The organism is Pseudomonas sp. Eth.TT006, from assembly GCF_054456575.1.
The window spans coordinates 460,501-475,054 of the sequence record NZ_JBTJEN010000002.1; the positions used below are offsets into that span (position 1 = coordinate 460,501).

Genomic DNA, 14,554 nt, shown 5'->3' on the forward strand with positions numbered 1-14,554 from the left:
TACATAGGCTTCCCCCCGAAATGATGGACATCAACGAGATTCGCGAATACCTGCCTCACCGTTACCCGTTCCTGCTGGTGGACCGGGTAGTGGACCTGGACACCGAGGCCAAGCGCATTCGCGCCTACAAGAATGTCAGCATCAATGAGCCGTTCTTCAACGGTCACTTCCCGGCGCACCCAATCATGCCGGGCGTGCTGATCATCGAAGCGATGGCCCAGGCTGCCGGGATCCTCGGTTTCAAAATGCTTGATGTGAAGCCCGCCGATGGCACGCTTTACTACTTCGTCGGTTCCGACAAGCTGCGTTTCCGCCAGCCAGTGCTGCCGGGCGACCAGTTGATCCTGGAAGCCAAGTTTCTGAGCTGTAAACGTCAGATCTGGAAATTCGAGTGCCAGGCTTCGGTCGATGGCAAGCCAGTATGCTCGGCTGAAATCATCTGTGCGGAACGCAAGCTATGAGTTTGATTGACCCTCGCGCAATCATCGATCCGTCGGCCGTTCTGGCTGACGGCGTCGAGGTCGGCCCGTGGTCGATCGTCGGCGCAGGTGTGGAAATCGGCGAGGGTACCGTGATCGGACCACACGTGGTCCTCAAAGGCCCGACCCGAATCGGCAAGCACAATCGCATCTACCAGTTTTCCTCGGTAGGCGAAGATACGCCTGATCTGAAGTACAAAGGCGAAGAAACCCGCCTGGTCATCGGTGACCACAACGTTATTCGCGAAGGCGTGACGATTCACCGTGGCACCGTGCAGGACCGTTCGGAAACCACGCTGGGCGATCACAACCTGATCATGGCCTATGCCCACATCGGGCATGACAGCGTCATCGGCAACCACTGCATTCTGGTCAACAACACCGCGTTGGCCGGGCATGTCCACGTTGACGATTGGGCGATTCTGTCCGGTTTCACCCTGGTTCATCAGTATTGCCACATCGGTGCACACAGCTTTTCCGGCATGGGCACTGCCATCGGCAAGGACGTCCCGGCGTTCGTGACCGTGTTCGGCAATCCGGCCGAAGCGCGCAGCATGAACTTCGAAGGCATGCGCCGTCGTGGTTTCAGCGAGGACGCCATCCACGCTCTGCGCCGCGCCTACAAAACCGTGTATCGCCAGGGATTGACCGTGGAACAGGCGCTGGCCGAACTGGTCGAGCCTTCTGCGCAGTTCCCGGAAGTCGCGGTGTTCCGTGACTCGATCCAGTCGTCGACTCGCGGCATCACCCGCTGATCATGGCCAATCTGCGTATTGCGCTGGTGGCGGGCGAAGCTTCCGGTGATATCTTGGGCGCCGGCCTGATGCGTGCGCTCAAGGCGCAACACCCGGCGGTCGAGTTCATCGGCGTCGGCGGACCATTGATGCAGGCCGAAGGGCTGACGTCCTACTTCCCCATGGAGCGCCTGTCGGTCATGGGACTGGTGGAAGTGCTCGGGCGGTTGCGCGAATTGCTCAAGCGCCGCAAGGAGCTGGTCGCCACCTTGATCGCCGAGAAGCCGGACGTGTTCATCGGCATTGATGCCCCGGATTTCACCCTCAATATCGAACTCAAGCTGCGGCAGGCCGGGATCAAGACCGTGCACTACGTCAGCCCGTCGGTGTGGGCGTGGCGGCAGAAGCGTGTGCTGAAGATTCGCGAAGGTTGCGACCTGATGCTGACGCTGTTGCCGTTCGAAGCAAAATTCTACGAAGAGAAGGGCGTGCCGGTACGGTTTGTCGGTCACACCCTGGCCGATACCATTCCGCTTGAGGCTGATCGTGCCGCAGCGCGTGCCGAGCTGGGCTTGCCCGACGGTCCGCTGGTGGCCCTGATGCCGGGCAGTCGTGGCGGCGAAGTCGGACGTCTGGGCGCGTTGTTCCTCGATACGGCCGAGCGCCTGCGAGTCATGCGTCCGGAGCTGCGCTTCGTGATTCCGTGCGCCAATGCCGAGCGTCGCGTTCAGCTCGAAGAGCTGCTCGCGGGGCGTGACTTGCCGGTAACCTTGCTTGACGGCAAATCGCATCTGGCCCTGGCAGCCTGCAACGCGGTATTGATCGCCTCCGGCACCGCCACGCTTGAAGCGTTGCTGTACAAGCGGCCGATGGTGGTTGCCTATCGCCTGGCGCCGCTGACGTTCTGGATTCTCAAACGCATGGTCAAGAGCCCTTACGTGTCGCTGCCAAACCTGCTGGCCCAGCGTTTGTTGGTGCCGGAATTATTGCAGGATGATGCGACAGTCGAGGCGCTGGCCCAGACTCTGGCGCCGCTGATCGATGGCGGCGAGGAGCAGACCCGTGGCTTCGACGAGATTCACCGCACGTTGCGGCGAGATGCTTCCAATCAGGCGGCGGATGCCGTCCTCAACCTGATCGGTCAGAAACAATGAGCAAGACGCTGCAGATGGGCCTGGATTTCACCCTGGTCGCCGAAGTCGACGAACTGGTCGCCGGTGTCGATGAAGTCGGTCGCGGCCCCTTGTGCGGGGCGGTGGTGACGGCGGCGGTGATCCTCGATCCGAACCGGCCGATCCTCGGTCTCAACGATTCGAAGAAGCTCACCGAGGCCAAACGCGAGAAGCTCTACGACGAGATCATCGAGAAGTCCCTGAGCTGGTGCATCGCTCGCGCCGAGGTCGAGGAAATCGATCAGTTGAACATCCTGCACGCGACCATGCTCGCTATGCAGCGCGCGGTGGCCGGGCTGCACGTGCAGCCGAAACTGGCGATGATCGACGGCAACCGCTGCCCACAGCTGCCGATGCGCGCCGAAGCGGTGGTGCAGGGCGACGGCAAGGTGCCGGCCATCGCGGCCGCGTCGATTCTGGCCAAAGTCAGCCGCGACCGGGAAATGGCCGCGTTTGAATTGATCTACCCGGGCTATGGCATCGGCGGCCACAAAGGCTACCCGACGCCCGTTCATCTGGAAGCCTTGGCGCGGCTCGGGCCGACGCCGATTCACCGGCGCTCGTTCGCTCCGGTTCGCCAGGCTTACGAGGCGCTGGAAAGCCTGACGCAGGTTTAGGCGCAAGGCTGATGTTTTGTTCGAGGCCCGGTACAATCCGGGCCTTGTTGTCTCTATGTAACTGGACAGGATCACTATGCCGGCTTCATTCGTTCATCTACGCCTGCACACTGAATACTCCCTGGTCGACGGGCTGGTGCGGATCAAGCCACTGGTCAAGGCGCTGACCGGCATGAACATGCCGGCCGTGGCGGTCACCGATCAGAACAACATGTGTTCCCTGGTCAAATTCTATAAAAACGCCATGGGCGCTGGCATCAAGCCGATCTGCGGCGCCGACCTGTGGCTGTCGAACAAGGATCCGGACGCACCGCTGAGCCGGATCAGCCTGCTGGTGATGAACGCCAAGGGCTATCGCAATCTCACCGAGTTGATCTCGCGCGGCTTCATCGAAGGCCAGCGCAACGGCATGGTCATTGTCGAGCGTGAATGGGTCGCCGAGGCCAACGAAGGCCTGATCATGCTGTCCGCCGCCAAAGAGGGCGAGATCGGCATGGCGCTGATCGGCGGTAACCCGGCCGAAGCCGAAGCGCTGGCGCGGGACTGGATGGCGGTGTTCCCGGATCGTTTCTATCTGGAGATCCAGCGCACCAATCGTCCCAACGATGAAGAGCAACTGCACGGCGCCGTGGCCCTGGCCGACAAGCTCGGCGCGCCACTGGTCGCGACCAACGATGTGCGTTTCATCAAGCAGGAAGACTTCGCCGCCCACGAAACCCGCGTGTGCATCGGCGAAGGCCGCGCCCTCGACGATCCGCGCCGTTCGAAGAATTACAGCGACCAGCAATACCTGAAAAGCGCCGAGGAAATGGCCGAGCTGTTCAGCGACATTCCCGACGCCATCGAAAACACCGTCGAGATTGCCAAACGCTGCAACATTGAAGTGAAGTTGGGTACGCACTTCCTGCCCAACTTCCCGATTCCCGATGGCATGACCATCGACGAATACTTCCGCAAAGTGTCTTTCGACGGTCTCGAAGAGCGCCTCGCGGTGCTGCTGCCCAAGGACACCACCGAAGACTACGAAGCCAAGCGCCAGGTCTACGTTGATCGGTTGAATTTCGAGCTGGATATCATCATCCAGATGGGTTTCCCCGGTTACTTCCTGATCGTGATGGACTTTATCCAGTGGGCCAAGAACAACGGCGTGCCGGTAGGTCCGGGCCGGGGGTCGGGTGCCGGCTCGCTGGTGGCTTACGTGCAGAAGATCACCGACCTCGATCCGCTGGAATACGACCTGCTGTTCGAACGTTTCCTTAACCCGGAACGGGTTTCGATGCCCGACTTCGACGTCGACTTCTGCATGGATGGTCGTGACCGGGTGATCGACTACGTGGCCGAGAAATACGGGCGCAACGCGGTCAGCCAGATCATCACCTTCGGTTCCATGGCGGCGAAGGCTGTGGTGCGCGACGTGGCGCGGGCCCAGGGCAAGTCGTTCGGCCTGGCGGATCGTCTGTCGAAGATGATTCCGTTCGAAGTCGGCATGACCCTGGAAAAAGCCTACGAACAGGAAGAAATTCTGCGGGACTTCATCAAGGTCGATGAAGAGGCGGCGGAAATCTGGGAGATGGCGCGCAAGCTCGAAGGCGTGGTGCGTAACGTCGGCAAGCACGCCGGTGGCGTGGTAATCGCCCCGACCAAGCTGACCGACTTTTCGCCGATCTATTGCGATGAGGCCGGCGACGGTCTGGTCACCCAGTTCGACAAGGACGACGTGGAGGCGGCCGGTCTGGTGAAGTTCGACTTCCTCGGCCTGCGGACCCTGACGATTATTGACTGGGCGTTGAAAACGATTAACCGCGACCGTGCCAAGGTCGGCGAAGAGCCGCTGGACATCGCGTTTATCCCGCTCGACGACAAACCGACCTACAGCCTGCTGCAGAAAGCCGAAACCACCGCGGTGTTCCAGCTTGAATCGCGCGGCATGAAAGAGCTGATCAAAAAGCTCAAGCCCGACTGCCTGGAAGACTTGATCGCACTGGTGGCGCTGTTCCGTCCGGGCCCGCTGCAGTCCGGCATGGTGGACGACTTCATCAACCGTAAGCACGGTCGCGCCGAACTGGCGTACCCGCACTCGGACTACCAGTACGAAGGCCTCAAGCCAGTCCTGGCGCCGACGTACGGCATCATCCTGTATCAGGAACAGGTGATGCAGATCGCTCAGGTGATGGCCGGTTACACCCTCGGCGGTGCGGACATGCTGCGTCGCGCCATGGGTAAGAAGAAACCCGAGGAAATGGCCAAGCAGCGCGGTGGTTTCATTGAGGGTTGCGCGACCAACAATATTGACGCCGACCTCGCCGGTAACATTTTCGACCTGGTAGAGAAATTCGCCGGTTACGGCTTCAACAAATCCCACTCCGCCGCCTACGGCCTGGTGTCGTACCAGACCGCCTGGCTGAAAGCCCACTACCCGGCGCCGTTCATGGCCGCGGTACTGTCGGCGGATATGCACAACACCGACAAGGTCGTGACCTTGATCGAGGAAGTGCGCACCATGAAGCTGCGCCTCGATGCGCCGGACGTGAACACCTCGGAGTTCAAGTTCACGGTGAACGACGAAGGCCGCATCGTCTATGGCCTCGGCGCGATCAAGGGCGTCGGCGAAGGCCCGGTGGAAGCGATCACCGAGGCGCGTCAGAACGGTCCGTTCAAGGACCTGTTCGATTTCTGCGCCCGGGTCGATCTCAAACGTATCAACAAGCGCACGCTGGACGGTCTGATCCGCAGTGGTGCGCTGGATCGCCTCGGTCCGCACTTCCACGACGAGCAGAAGGCTTATCAGGCCAACATCGACCGCAACCGCGCGGTGCTGCTGGCTGCGATGGAAGAGGCGATCAAGTCCGCCGAACAGACCGCACGTACCCGCGACAGTGGCCACGCCGATCTGTTTGGCGGGTTATTCGTCGAAGAAGATGCCGACGTTTATGCCAGCCACCGCAAGGCCAAGGAGCTGACCCTCAAGGAGCGCCTCAAGGGTGAGAAAGACACCCTGGGCCTGTACCTGACCGGTCACCCGATTGACGAATACGAAGGCGAGATCCGCCGTTTCGCCCGGCAACGCATCGTCGACCTGAAGCCGGCGCGCGATACCCAGACTGTGGCGGGAATGATCATTGCCCTGCGGGTGATGAAGAACAAGAAGGGCGACAAGATGGGCTTCATCACCCTCGACGACCGCTCGGGGCGGATCGAAGCGTCGCTGTTTGCCGAGGCGTTCCACTCGGCGCAGTCGTTGTTGCAGACCGATGCGATGGTGGTGGTCGAAGGCGAAGTCAGCAACGACGATTTCTCCGGCGGCCTGCGCCTGCGAGTCAAGCGGGTGATGAGCATGGAAGATGCGCGCACCAACCTGGCCGAAAGTCTGCGTCTGAAGCTGCAGACTCAGGACTTGAAGGGCGATCAGCTACGCTGGTTGGGTGAACTGCTCAAGCGTCATCGCGGCGCGTGCCCGATCACGATGGAGTACACCAGCCCGGATGCGAAGACCTTGCTGCAGTTCGGCGAGACCTGGCGGATCGACCCGGCGGATGCCTTGATTCAAGCCCTGCGTGACCAGTTCGGGCGAGACAACGTCTTCCTCCAATACCGTTGACCGGCAAGTGCCATCATTGCGCTTGTGCACAACCTGAATTTTTAATCTCGACCTCAGCGCGCCTCTCCCTTAAGGTAGGGCGCGAATAGACAACCGGCCGGCCCAAGCTCAATTGGGACACGACCCAAGACGGACGCCTATGAACCCGAATTTTCTAGATTTCGAACAGCCGATCGCCGACCTGCAAGCCAAGATCGAAGAGTTGCGCTTGGTCGGTAATGACAATTCGCTGAATATCGGCGATGAGATCTCCCGCCTGCAGGACAAGAGCCGCACGCTGACCGAAGACATCTTCGGCAAGCTGACCAGCTGGCAGATCGCTCGCCTGGCGCGTCACCCGAAACGCCCGTACACCCTGGACTACATCGAGCACATCTTCACCGAGTTTGACGAACTGCACGGTGACCGTCACTTCTCCGACGACGCGGCCATTGTTGGCGGCGTGGCTCGTCTGGAAGACCAGCCAGTAATGGTGATCGGTCACCAGAAAGGCCGTGAAGTGCGCGAAAAGGTTCGCCGCAACTTCGGCATGCCGCGTCCGGAAGGCTACCGCAAGGCCTGCCGTCTGATGGAGATGGCCGAGCGTTTCAAGATGCCGATCCTGACCTTCATCGACACCCCGGGTGCCTACCCGGGCATCGACGCCGAAGAGCGTAACCAGAGCGAAGCGATTGCCTGGAACCTGCGTGTCATGTCGCGCCTGAAAACCCCGATCATCGCCACTGTGATCGGCGAAGGCGGTTCCGGCGGCGCACTGGCCATCGGCGTCTGCGACCAGTTGAACATGCTGCAATACTCGACCTACGCGGTGATCTCGCCGGAAGGTTGTGCTTCGATTCTGTGGAAGACCGCCGAAAAGGCGCCGGACGCTGCCGAAGCGATGGGCATCACCGCCGAGCGCCTGAAAGGCCTGGGCATCGTTGACAAGGTGATCGGCGAACCACTGGGCGGCGCCCACCGTGATCCAGCCGCTGCCGCTGCCTCGATCCGTGCCGAGCTGAGCTCGCAACTGGCGATGCTGAAGAAGTTCGACAACGAAGCGCTGCTCAAGCGCCGTTACGATCGTCTGATGAGCTACGGCCTCTGATCGAACGCCGATTCGGCTGATAGTGCAAAACACTGTGGGAGCGAGCTTGCTCGCGAAGGCGTTATGACAGACAACGAAAACGTTGAATGTTAAACCGCTTTCGCGAGCAAGCCCGCTCCCACATTGGTTTTCGGTGAAGGTGAAAAATGAGTCAGCTCTCGATTGATTTGCCTTCCCGGCTATTACTGCACCTTGAGCCTTGGCGCAATGCCGCTCATTGGCGTATCGCCTTCTCCGGTGGCCTCGATTCCACCGTTCTCCTGCATCTGCTTACTGATCTCGCGCAACACCATTCTCTGCCGGCGCTGAGTGCCATTCATATCCATCATGGTCTCCAGGCTGCGGCTGATGCGTGGCCGCAGCACTGTCAGTCGGTGTGTGATGCGCTGGGTATTCCATTGCAAGTGATGCGCGTGAAAGTACCGTCCGGCGCCAGTCTGGAAAGGGCAGCGCGGGAAGCGCGGTATGCGGCGTTCACCTCGTTGACCGGGAACGGTGACGTGCTGTTGACCGGGCAACACCGCGATGATCAGGCCGAGACCTTGCTGTTTCGCCTGATGCGCGGTGCCGGCGTTCGCGGGCTTTCGGCGATGCCGGCGCAGCGCTCGCTGGGGCAGGGCACGTTGCTGCGGCCCTTGCTCGAGGTCACGCGCGCCGAACTGGAAGCGTACGCCCGCGGGCATCAGTTGCGCTGGATCGAAGATCCGTCGAACCAGGATCGGCAGTTCTCGCGCAATTTCCTGCGTCATCAGGTGCTGCCGCGATTGACCGAACGCTGGCCGCAGGCCCAGGCGAGCATGGCCCGCAGCGCGGCGCATCTGCGCGAAGCGCAAGGTCTGCTCGATGAGCTGGCGCAGATCGATCTGGCACAAGCTGCCACGCCGAACGAGTTTCAATGGCTCGGCGTACCGTCGCTGGAACTGGCGCCGCTGGCGGCACTGTCTGCCGCTCGTCAGCGCAACGCGCTCAGCCATTGGCTGCAGCCCCTGACCCGGCTGCCGGACACTGACCATTGGTCGGGTTGGACCAGCCTGTGCGAGGCTGGCAACGATGCGTCGCCGGTCTGGCGTCTGGCCGATGGCGAGCTGCAGCGCAGCGCCGGGCGGGTGTGGTGGTTGAGCGGCGACTGGCTGCAGGCGCCAGCGCCGGGCGTCGAGTGGCATGCCCCGTCGCAACCGCTACGCTTGGCCAATAACGGCCGTGTCATGTTCAGCGGGCAGACTCCCGTCGGGCCGTTGCGAATTGGCTATCGGCAGGGCGGCGAAGTGATGCAACTGGCGGATCGCGGACATCGCGATCTCAAACGTCTGCTCAATGAACGCGCGGTACCGGCCTTCGTCCGTGGCAGATTGCCGCTGCTGTTTCGCGGCGCCGAATTGCTAGCGGTGGCGAACCTGCCGGGCCTTGACGGCAGTGGGCCGGACGGCTGGAAATTGCATTGGCAGCCAACGGACGAAGATCAAGGTTTGAGATGAAAGGGGCATTCCGGTAGACTACGCTCCCTTCTTGATACAACTTCTGTGGATTCGCCTGAATTGCAGGAGTTGCCGATTACCAAGCAGTCTTTGCTGGGCGATTCCAAAAAATGTGTAGCGAGCAACGTACCGGTGTTTTCACTTCCGGTCTGTCCCAACGCGGCGGTTTTTTTGAAAGGTGCACTGTGATTAATGCAGGTGATCGGGGGCTTCGGCCTTCCTTCGCTTTCCCCGGCGGCACTGACCGCTTTAACGCAGACTTCTAGGGTTTTTCATGACGCGCTACATATTCGTCACGGGCGGTGTTGTTTCTTCATTGGGGAAAGGCATTGCCTCGGCTTCATTGGCGGCCATCCTGGAGGCGCGGGGGCTTAAGGTCACCATGCTTAAGCTGGATCCGTACATCAACGTCGACCCGGGCACCATGAGCCCGTTCCAGCACGGTGAAGTATTCGTCACCCACGACGGCGCCGAGACCGACCTGGACCTGGGCCACTACGAGCGGTTCATCCGCACGACCATGACCCAGAACAACAACTTCACCACCGGCCGTGTCTACGAACACGTGCTGCGCAAGGAACGCCGTGGTGACTACCTGGGTGCAACCATCCAGGTGATTCCGCACATCACCGACGAAATCAAGCGCCGCATCATCAAGGGTGCCGGCGACGCTGACGTGGCCCTGGTGGAAATCGGCGGTACCGTGGGCGACATCGAGTCGCAACCGTTCCTCGAAGCCATCCGTCAACTGCGTGTGGAAGTCGGTTCCAAACGCGCGATGCTGATGCACCTGACGCTGGTTCCGTACATCGCCACCGCGGGCGAAACCAAGACCAAGCCAACCCAGCACTCGGTGAAAGAGCTGCGTTCGATCGGCCTGCAGCCAGACGTGCTGATCTGCCGCTCCGACCATCCGGTGGATGTCTCGTCGCGTCGCAAGATCGCACTGTTCACCAACGTTGAAGAGCGTGCGGTGATCTCCCTGGAAGACGTCGACACCATCTACAAGATTCCGGCCGTGCTGCACGCGCAGGGTCTGGACGATTTCGTCGTCGAGCGTTTCGGCCTGCAATGCAACGGCGCCGACCTGTCCGAGTGGGAAAAGGTCGTCGATGCCAAGCTCAATCCGGAGCACGAAGTGACCATCGCGATGGTCGGCAAGTACATGGAGCTGCTGGACGCCTACAAGTCGCTGATCGAAGCGATGAGTCATGCCGGCATCACCAACCGTACCAAGGTCAACCTACGCTACATCGATTCCGAAGACATCGAGAACCAGGGCACCGCGCTGCTCGAAGGTGTCGACGCGATTCTGGTACCGGGCGGCTTCGGTCTGCGTGGCGTTGAAGGCAAGATCACTGCCGTTCAGTACGCTCGCGAAAACAAGGTTCCGTACCTGGGTATCTGCCTCGGCATGCAAGTGGCGGTTATCGAATTCGCCCGTAACGTGCTGGGCTGGAAAGACGCCAACTCCACCGAGTTCGATCGTGCCAGCGGCCATCCGGTCGTCGGTCTGATCACTGAGTGGGAAGACGCCACAGGCGCGGTTGAAGTGCGTACCGAAGCGTCCGATCTGGGCGGCACCATGCGCCTCGGCGCTCAGGAATGCCTGCTCGAAGCCGGCTCCAAAGTGCACGATTGCTACGGCAAGGACGTGATTGTCGAGCGTCACCGTCACCGCTACGAAGTGAACAACAACCTGCTGCCACAAATCATCGAAGCCGGCCTGAAAATCTCCGGTCGCTCCGCTGACGCAGCGCTGGTTGAAGTGGTCGAAGCCCCGGATCATCCATGGTTCGTCGCTTGCCAGTTCCACCCTGAGTTCACCTCGACGCCACGTGACGGTCACCCGCTGTTCAGCGGTTTCGTCAAGGCAGCGTTGGCACAACACCAGAAGAAGGCGTAATCCCCGATGGCACAGAAGATCATCCGCGTTGGCGACATCGAGATTGCCAACGACAAACCCATGGTGCTGTTCGGCGGCATGAACGTGCTGGAAAGCCGCGACATGGCCATGCAGGTTTGCGAAGAGTACGTTAAGGTCACCGAGAAACTCGGTATCCCTTACGTGTTCAAGGCCAGTTTCGACAAGGCCAACCGATCTTCCGTGACCTCCTATCGCGGTCCTGGCCTGGAAGAGGGCATGCGCATCTTCCAGGACATCAAACAGGCCTTCGGCGTGCCGATCATCACCGACGTCCACGAGCCTGACCAGGCCGCGGTCGTCGCTGAAGTCTGCGACATCATCCAGCTGCCGGCCTTCCTGTCGCGCCAGACCGATCTGGTCGTCGCGATGGCTAAAACCAACGCTGTAATCAACATCAAGAAAGCCCAGTTCCTCGCGCCTCAGGAGATGAAACACATCCTGAACAAGTGCGTGGAAGCGGGTAACGATCAACTGATCCTCTGCGAGCGCGGTTCGAGCTTCGGCTACAACAACCTCGTGGTGGACATGCTCGGCTTCGGCATCATGAAGCAGTTCGAGTACCCGGTATTCTTCGACGTGACCCATTCGCTGCAAATGCCTGGCGGTCGTTCCGACTCCGCCGGCGGTCGTCGTGCACAGGTCACCGATCTGGCCAAGGCGGGCATGAGCCAGTCGCTGGCTGGTCTGTTCCTCGAAGCGCATCCGGACCCGGACAACGCCAAATGCGACGGCCCTTGTGCCTTGCGTCTGGACAAACTGGAGCCATTCCTGGCCCAGCTCAAAGCTCTGGACGAACTGGTGAAGAGTTTTCCGACGGTAGAAACCGCGTAACGCTCATTTCTCCGGTAAAGTACCGCACGATTTGTCGCACATGCCCTCGGGCATGTGCGTTGTCGTCTGCAAGCTGCCCGCTGCACACCACTTGCCGACGGTAAAAAGATTTCCTCTAGCTGCGTCGTTTTCGTCAACTTTGGAGTGTTTACAACAATGGCAAAAATCGTCGACATCAAAGGTCGTGAAGTTCTCGACTCCCGTGGCAATCCCACCGTGGAAGCGGACGTGCTTCTCGACAACGGCATCATCGGCAGCGCCTGCGCGCCGTCCGGTGCATCCACTGGCTCGCGTGAAGCGCTCGAGCTGCGTGATGGCGACAAGAGCCGTTACCTGGGCAAAGGTGTGCTCAAGGCGGTAGCCAACATCAACGGTCCGATCCGCGATCTGCTGCTGGGCACCGACCCAAGCGACCAGAAAGCCCTGGATCACGCGATGATCAAGCTCGACGGTACCGAAAACAAGGCAACCCTGGGCGCCAACGCCATCCTCGCCGTGTCCCTGGCTGCGGCCAAGGCAGCTGCTCAGGATCAGGACCTGCCACTGTACGCACACATCGCCAACCTCAACGGCACCCCGGGTGTTTACTCGATGCCGGTACCGATGATGAACATCATCAACGGTGGCGAACACGCCGATAACAACGTCGACATCCAGGAATTCATGGTGCAGCCGGTTGGCGCCAAGACTTTCTCGGAAGGTCTGCGCATGGGCACCGAGATTTTCCATCACCTCAAAGCCGTGCTGAAGGCCCGTGGCCTGAGCACTGCGGTTGGCGACGAAGGCGGTTTCGCACCGAACCTGGCGTCCAACGAAGACGCGCTGAAAGTGATTTCCGAAGCCGTGGCCAACGCCGGTTACAAACTGGGCACCGACGTGACCCTGGCGCTGGACTGCGCAGCGAGCGAATTCTACGAAGACGGCAAGTACAACCTGTCCGGCGAAGGTCAGGTGTTCACTGCTGAAGGTTTCGCCGATTATCTGAAAGGCCTGACCGAACGTTATCCGATCATCTCGATCGAAGACGGTCTGGACGAGTCCGACTGGGCTGGCTGGAAGATCCTCACCGACAAGATCGGCGAGAAGACCCAACTGGTCGGCGACGACCTGTTCGTGACCAACACCAAGATCCTGAAAGAAGGCATCGATAAAAAGATCGCCAACTCGATCCTGATCAAGTTCAACCAGATCGGCACCCTGACCGAAACCCTGGAAGCCATCCAGATGGCCAAGGCTGCCGGTTACACCGCGGTGATTTCGCACCGTTCGGGCGAAACCGAAGATTCGACCATCGCCGACCTGGCCGTGGGCACTTCGGCTGGCCAGATCAAGACCGGTTCGCTGTGCCGTTCCGACCGCGTTTCCAAGTACAACCAACTGCTGCGTATCGAAGAGCAGTTGAATGGCAAAGCCAAGTACAACGGTCGCTCCGAGTTCCGCGGTTAAGTACAAACTGATGGAAGGACACCGGATTGTGTCGGAAAAGTCGTGACAGCGATGGATTTGCCACTAATCTGATGCCTTACATGCACAAGCCTGGATCTTCCAGGCTTCGTGCTATCAGACGTTTCAAAGTTGGCGTGGCTGTCTTTTTTCACTGGATACCTGATATTCGATGCGCAGTCCTTACTGGTTATTTCTCGTTTTGCTCTTGCTGCTGGCCGGTCTGCAGTACCGCCTGTGGGTGGGCAATGGCAGTCTGGCGCAAGTCGCCGAGCTGAAGCAGCAGATTGCTGATCAGCACGCCGAGAACGAAGCCCTGCTGGAGCGCAACCGGGTGATGGACGCTGAAGTCAGCGAGTTGAAAAAAGGTATGGAGACCGTTGAAGAGCGGGCTCGCCATGAGCTCGGCATGGTCAAGGACGGTGAAACCCTTTACCAGCTGGCGCAATGATCGATCCCCTGCCGGCCTTCTGGGCCGTGATTCCTGCCGCGGGCGTCGGTGCCCGAATGGCCGCGGACCGTCCCAAGCAGTATCTGCAACTGGGCGGGCGCACAATTCTTGAACACAGCCTCGGCTGTTTCCTCGATCACCCGAGCCTCAAGGGCCTGGTGGTCAGTCTTGCTGTTGATGATCCTTATTGGCCGAACCTGGCATGCGCCAGCGACTCGCGGATTCAGCGGGTCGAGGGCGGCTCGGAGCGTTCCGGGTCGGTGCTCAATGCCTTGCTGCATCTGCATGCGCAAGGTGCCGACGATGAGGATTGGGTGCTGGTGCATGACGCCGCGCGGCCGAACCTGAGTCGTGACGATCTCGACAGACTGCTGACTGAACTGGCGAATGACCCGGTGGGCGGGTTGCTCGCAGTGCCGGCACGCGACACGCTCAAACGCGTCGACAAGCACGGTCGTGTAGTCGAAACCGTTGACCGCAGCGTGATCTGGCAGGCGTATACGCCGCAGATGTTTCGCCTCGGCGCATTGCATCGGGCACTGGCCGACAGTCTGGTGGCAGATGCTGTGATCACTGACGAAGCTTCCGCAATGGAGTGGGCCGGTCTGGCGCCGCGACTGATCGAAGGGCGGGCCGACAACCTCAAGGTCACCCGGCCGGAGGATCTGGAGTGGTTGCGCCAGCGGTGGACTAATCGCCACTGATTTTCGTCGCCTGTTCTGCCGCCTTCGCGAGCAAGC

12 protein-coding genes are annotated in these 14,554 nt (G+C 60.4%); all 12 read left to right on the forward strand.

The features are described from left to right. The first annotated feature begins 20 nt into the window (after positions 1-20). The 12 genes from fabZ (at position 21) to ispD (ending at position 14,518) form a co-directional block, all read left to right on the forward strand. Positions 21-461, forward strand: coding sequence for a 3-hydroxyacyl-ACP dehydratase FabZ (gene fabZ / locus ACXR0M_RS05250; RefSeq protein ID WP_458830567.1), 441 nt, complete (start codon positions 21-23; stop codon positions 459-461). Then, complete coding sequence (lpxA, locus tag ACXR0M_RS05255) at positions 458-1,234, forward strand: acyl-ACP--UDP-N-acetylglucosamine O-acyltransferase (protein WP_458830569.1); 777 nt, start codon at positions 458-460, stop codon at positions 1,232-1,234. The genes fabZ and lpxA overlap by 4 nt, the downstream gene beginning before the upstream one ends. 2 nt (positions 1,235-1,236) lie before the next feature. Beyond that, positions 1,237-2,367, forward strand: a complete 1,131-nt coding sequence (lpxB, locus tag ACXR0M_RS05260) for a lipid-A-disaccharide synthase (RefSeq protein ID WP_458830571.1) — start codon at positions 1,237-1,239, stop codon at positions 2,365-2,367. Positions 2,368-2,375: 8 nt separating this feature from the next. Next, positions 2,376-3,002 (forward strand): ribonuclease HII, encoded by a 627-nt coding sequence (gene rnhB / locus ACXR0M_RS05265; protein WP_458830814.1) that lies wholly within the window; start codon positions 2,376-2,378, stop codon positions 3,000-3,002. Between the two features lie 76 nt (positions 3,003-3,078). Further along, complete coding sequence (gene dnaE, locus ACXR0M_RS05270) at positions 3,079-6,600, forward strand: DNA polymerase III subunit alpha (protein ID WP_458830573.1); 3,522 nt, start codon at positions 3,079-3,081, stop codon at positions 6,598-6,600. 139 nt (positions 6,601-6,739) lie between these two features. After that, positions 6,740-7,687, forward strand: a complete 948-nt coding sequence (locus ACXR0M_RS05275) for an acetyl-CoA carboxylase carboxyltransferase subunit alpha (protein ID WP_127650700.1) — start codon at positions 6,740-6,742, stop codon at positions 7,685-7,687. A 146-nt stretch (positions 7,688-7,833) separates the two neighbouring features. Further along, entirely contained in the window at positions 7,834-9,162 is a 1,329-nt protein-coding gene (gene tilS / locus ACXR0M_RS05280) for a tRNA lysidine(34) synthetase TilS (RefSeq protein ID WP_458830575.1), read from the forward strand. 274 nt (positions 9,163-9,436) lie between these two features. Next, the gene (locus ACXR0M_RS05285) at positions 9,437-11,068 is read left to right on the forward strand and encodes a CTP synthase (protein WP_003222153.1); all 1,632 of its coding nucleotides are present in this window, start codon (positions 9,437-9,439) and stop codon (positions 11,066-11,068) included. Between the two features lie 6 nt (positions 11,069-11,074). Then, the gene (gene kdsA, locus ACXR0M_RS05290; protein ID WP_007954807.1) at positions 11,075-11,920 is read left to right on the forward strand and encodes a 3-deoxy-8-phosphooctulonate synthase; all 846 of its coding nucleotides are present in this window, start codon (positions 11,075-11,077) and stop codon (positions 11,918-11,920) included. 156 nt (positions 11,921-12,076) lie between these two features. Next, on the forward strand, positions 12,077-13,366 hold the full coding sequence (gene eno, locus ACXR0M_RS05295) for a phosphopyruvate hydratase (RefSeq protein WP_003222156.1): 1,290 nt from the start codon (positions 12,077-12,079) through the stop codon (positions 13,364-13,366). Between the two features lie 169 nt (positions 13,367-13,535). Further along, on the forward strand, positions 13,536-13,814 hold the full coding sequence (ftsB, locus tag ACXR0M_RS05300) for a cell division protein FtsB (RefSeq protein WP_458830578.1): 279 nt from the start codon (positions 13,536-13,538) through the stop codon (positions 13,812-13,814). Beyond that, positions 13,811-14,518, forward strand: coding sequence for a 2-C-methyl-D-erythritol 4-phosphate cytidylyltransferase (gene ispD, locus ACXR0M_RS05305; protein WP_458830580.1), 708 nt, complete (start codon positions 13,811-13,813; stop codon positions 14,516-14,518). The genes ftsB and ispD overlap by 4 nt, the downstream gene beginning before the upstream one ends. Positions 14,519-14,554: the final 36 nt, after the last annotated feature.

Excerpts from the sequence above, each read along its gene's own strand:
- fabZ (WP_458830567.1), top strand. The coding sequence starts at position 21 with ATGATGGACATCAACGAGATTCGCGAATACCTGCCTCACCGTTACCCG.
- lpxA (WP_458830569.1), top strand. The coding sequence starts at position 458 with ATGAGTTTGATTGACCCTCGCGCAATCATCGATCCGTCGGCCGTTCTG.
- lpxB (WP_458830571.1), top strand. The coding sequence starts at position 1,237 with ATGGCCAATCTGCGTATTGCGCTGGTGGCGGGCGAAGCTTCCGGTGAT.
- dnaE (WP_458830573.1), top strand. The coding sequence starts at position 3,079 with ATGCCGGCTTCATTCGTTCATCTACGCCTGCACACTGAATACTCCCTG.
- ACXR0M_RS05275 (WP_127650700.1), top strand. The coding sequence starts at position 6,740 with ATGAACCCGAATTTTCTAGATTTCGAACAGCCGATCGCCGACCTGCAA.
- tilS (WP_458830575.1), top strand. The coding sequence starts at position 7,834 with ATGAGTCAGCTCTCGATTGATTTGCCTTCCCGGCTATTACTGCACCTT.
- ACXR0M_RS05285 (WP_003222153.1), top strand. The coding sequence starts at position 9,437 with ATGACGCGCTACATATTCGTCACGGGCGGTGTTGTTTCTTCATTGGGG.
- kdsA (WP_007954807.1), top strand. The coding sequence starts at position 11,075 with ATGGCACAGAAGATCATCCGCGTTGGCGACATCGAGATTGCCAACGAC.
- eno (WP_003222156.1), top strand. The coding sequence starts at position 12,077 with ATGGCAAAAATCGTCGACATCAAAGGTCGTGAAGTTCTCGACTCCCGT.
- ftsB (WP_458830578.1), top strand. The coding sequence starts at position 13,536 with ATGCGCAGTCCTTACTGGTTATTTCTCGTTTTGCTCTTGCTGCTGGCC.
- ispD (WP_458830580.1), top strand. The coding sequence starts at position 13,811 with ATGATCGATCCCCTGCCGGCCTTCTGGGCCGTGATTCCTGCCGCGGGC.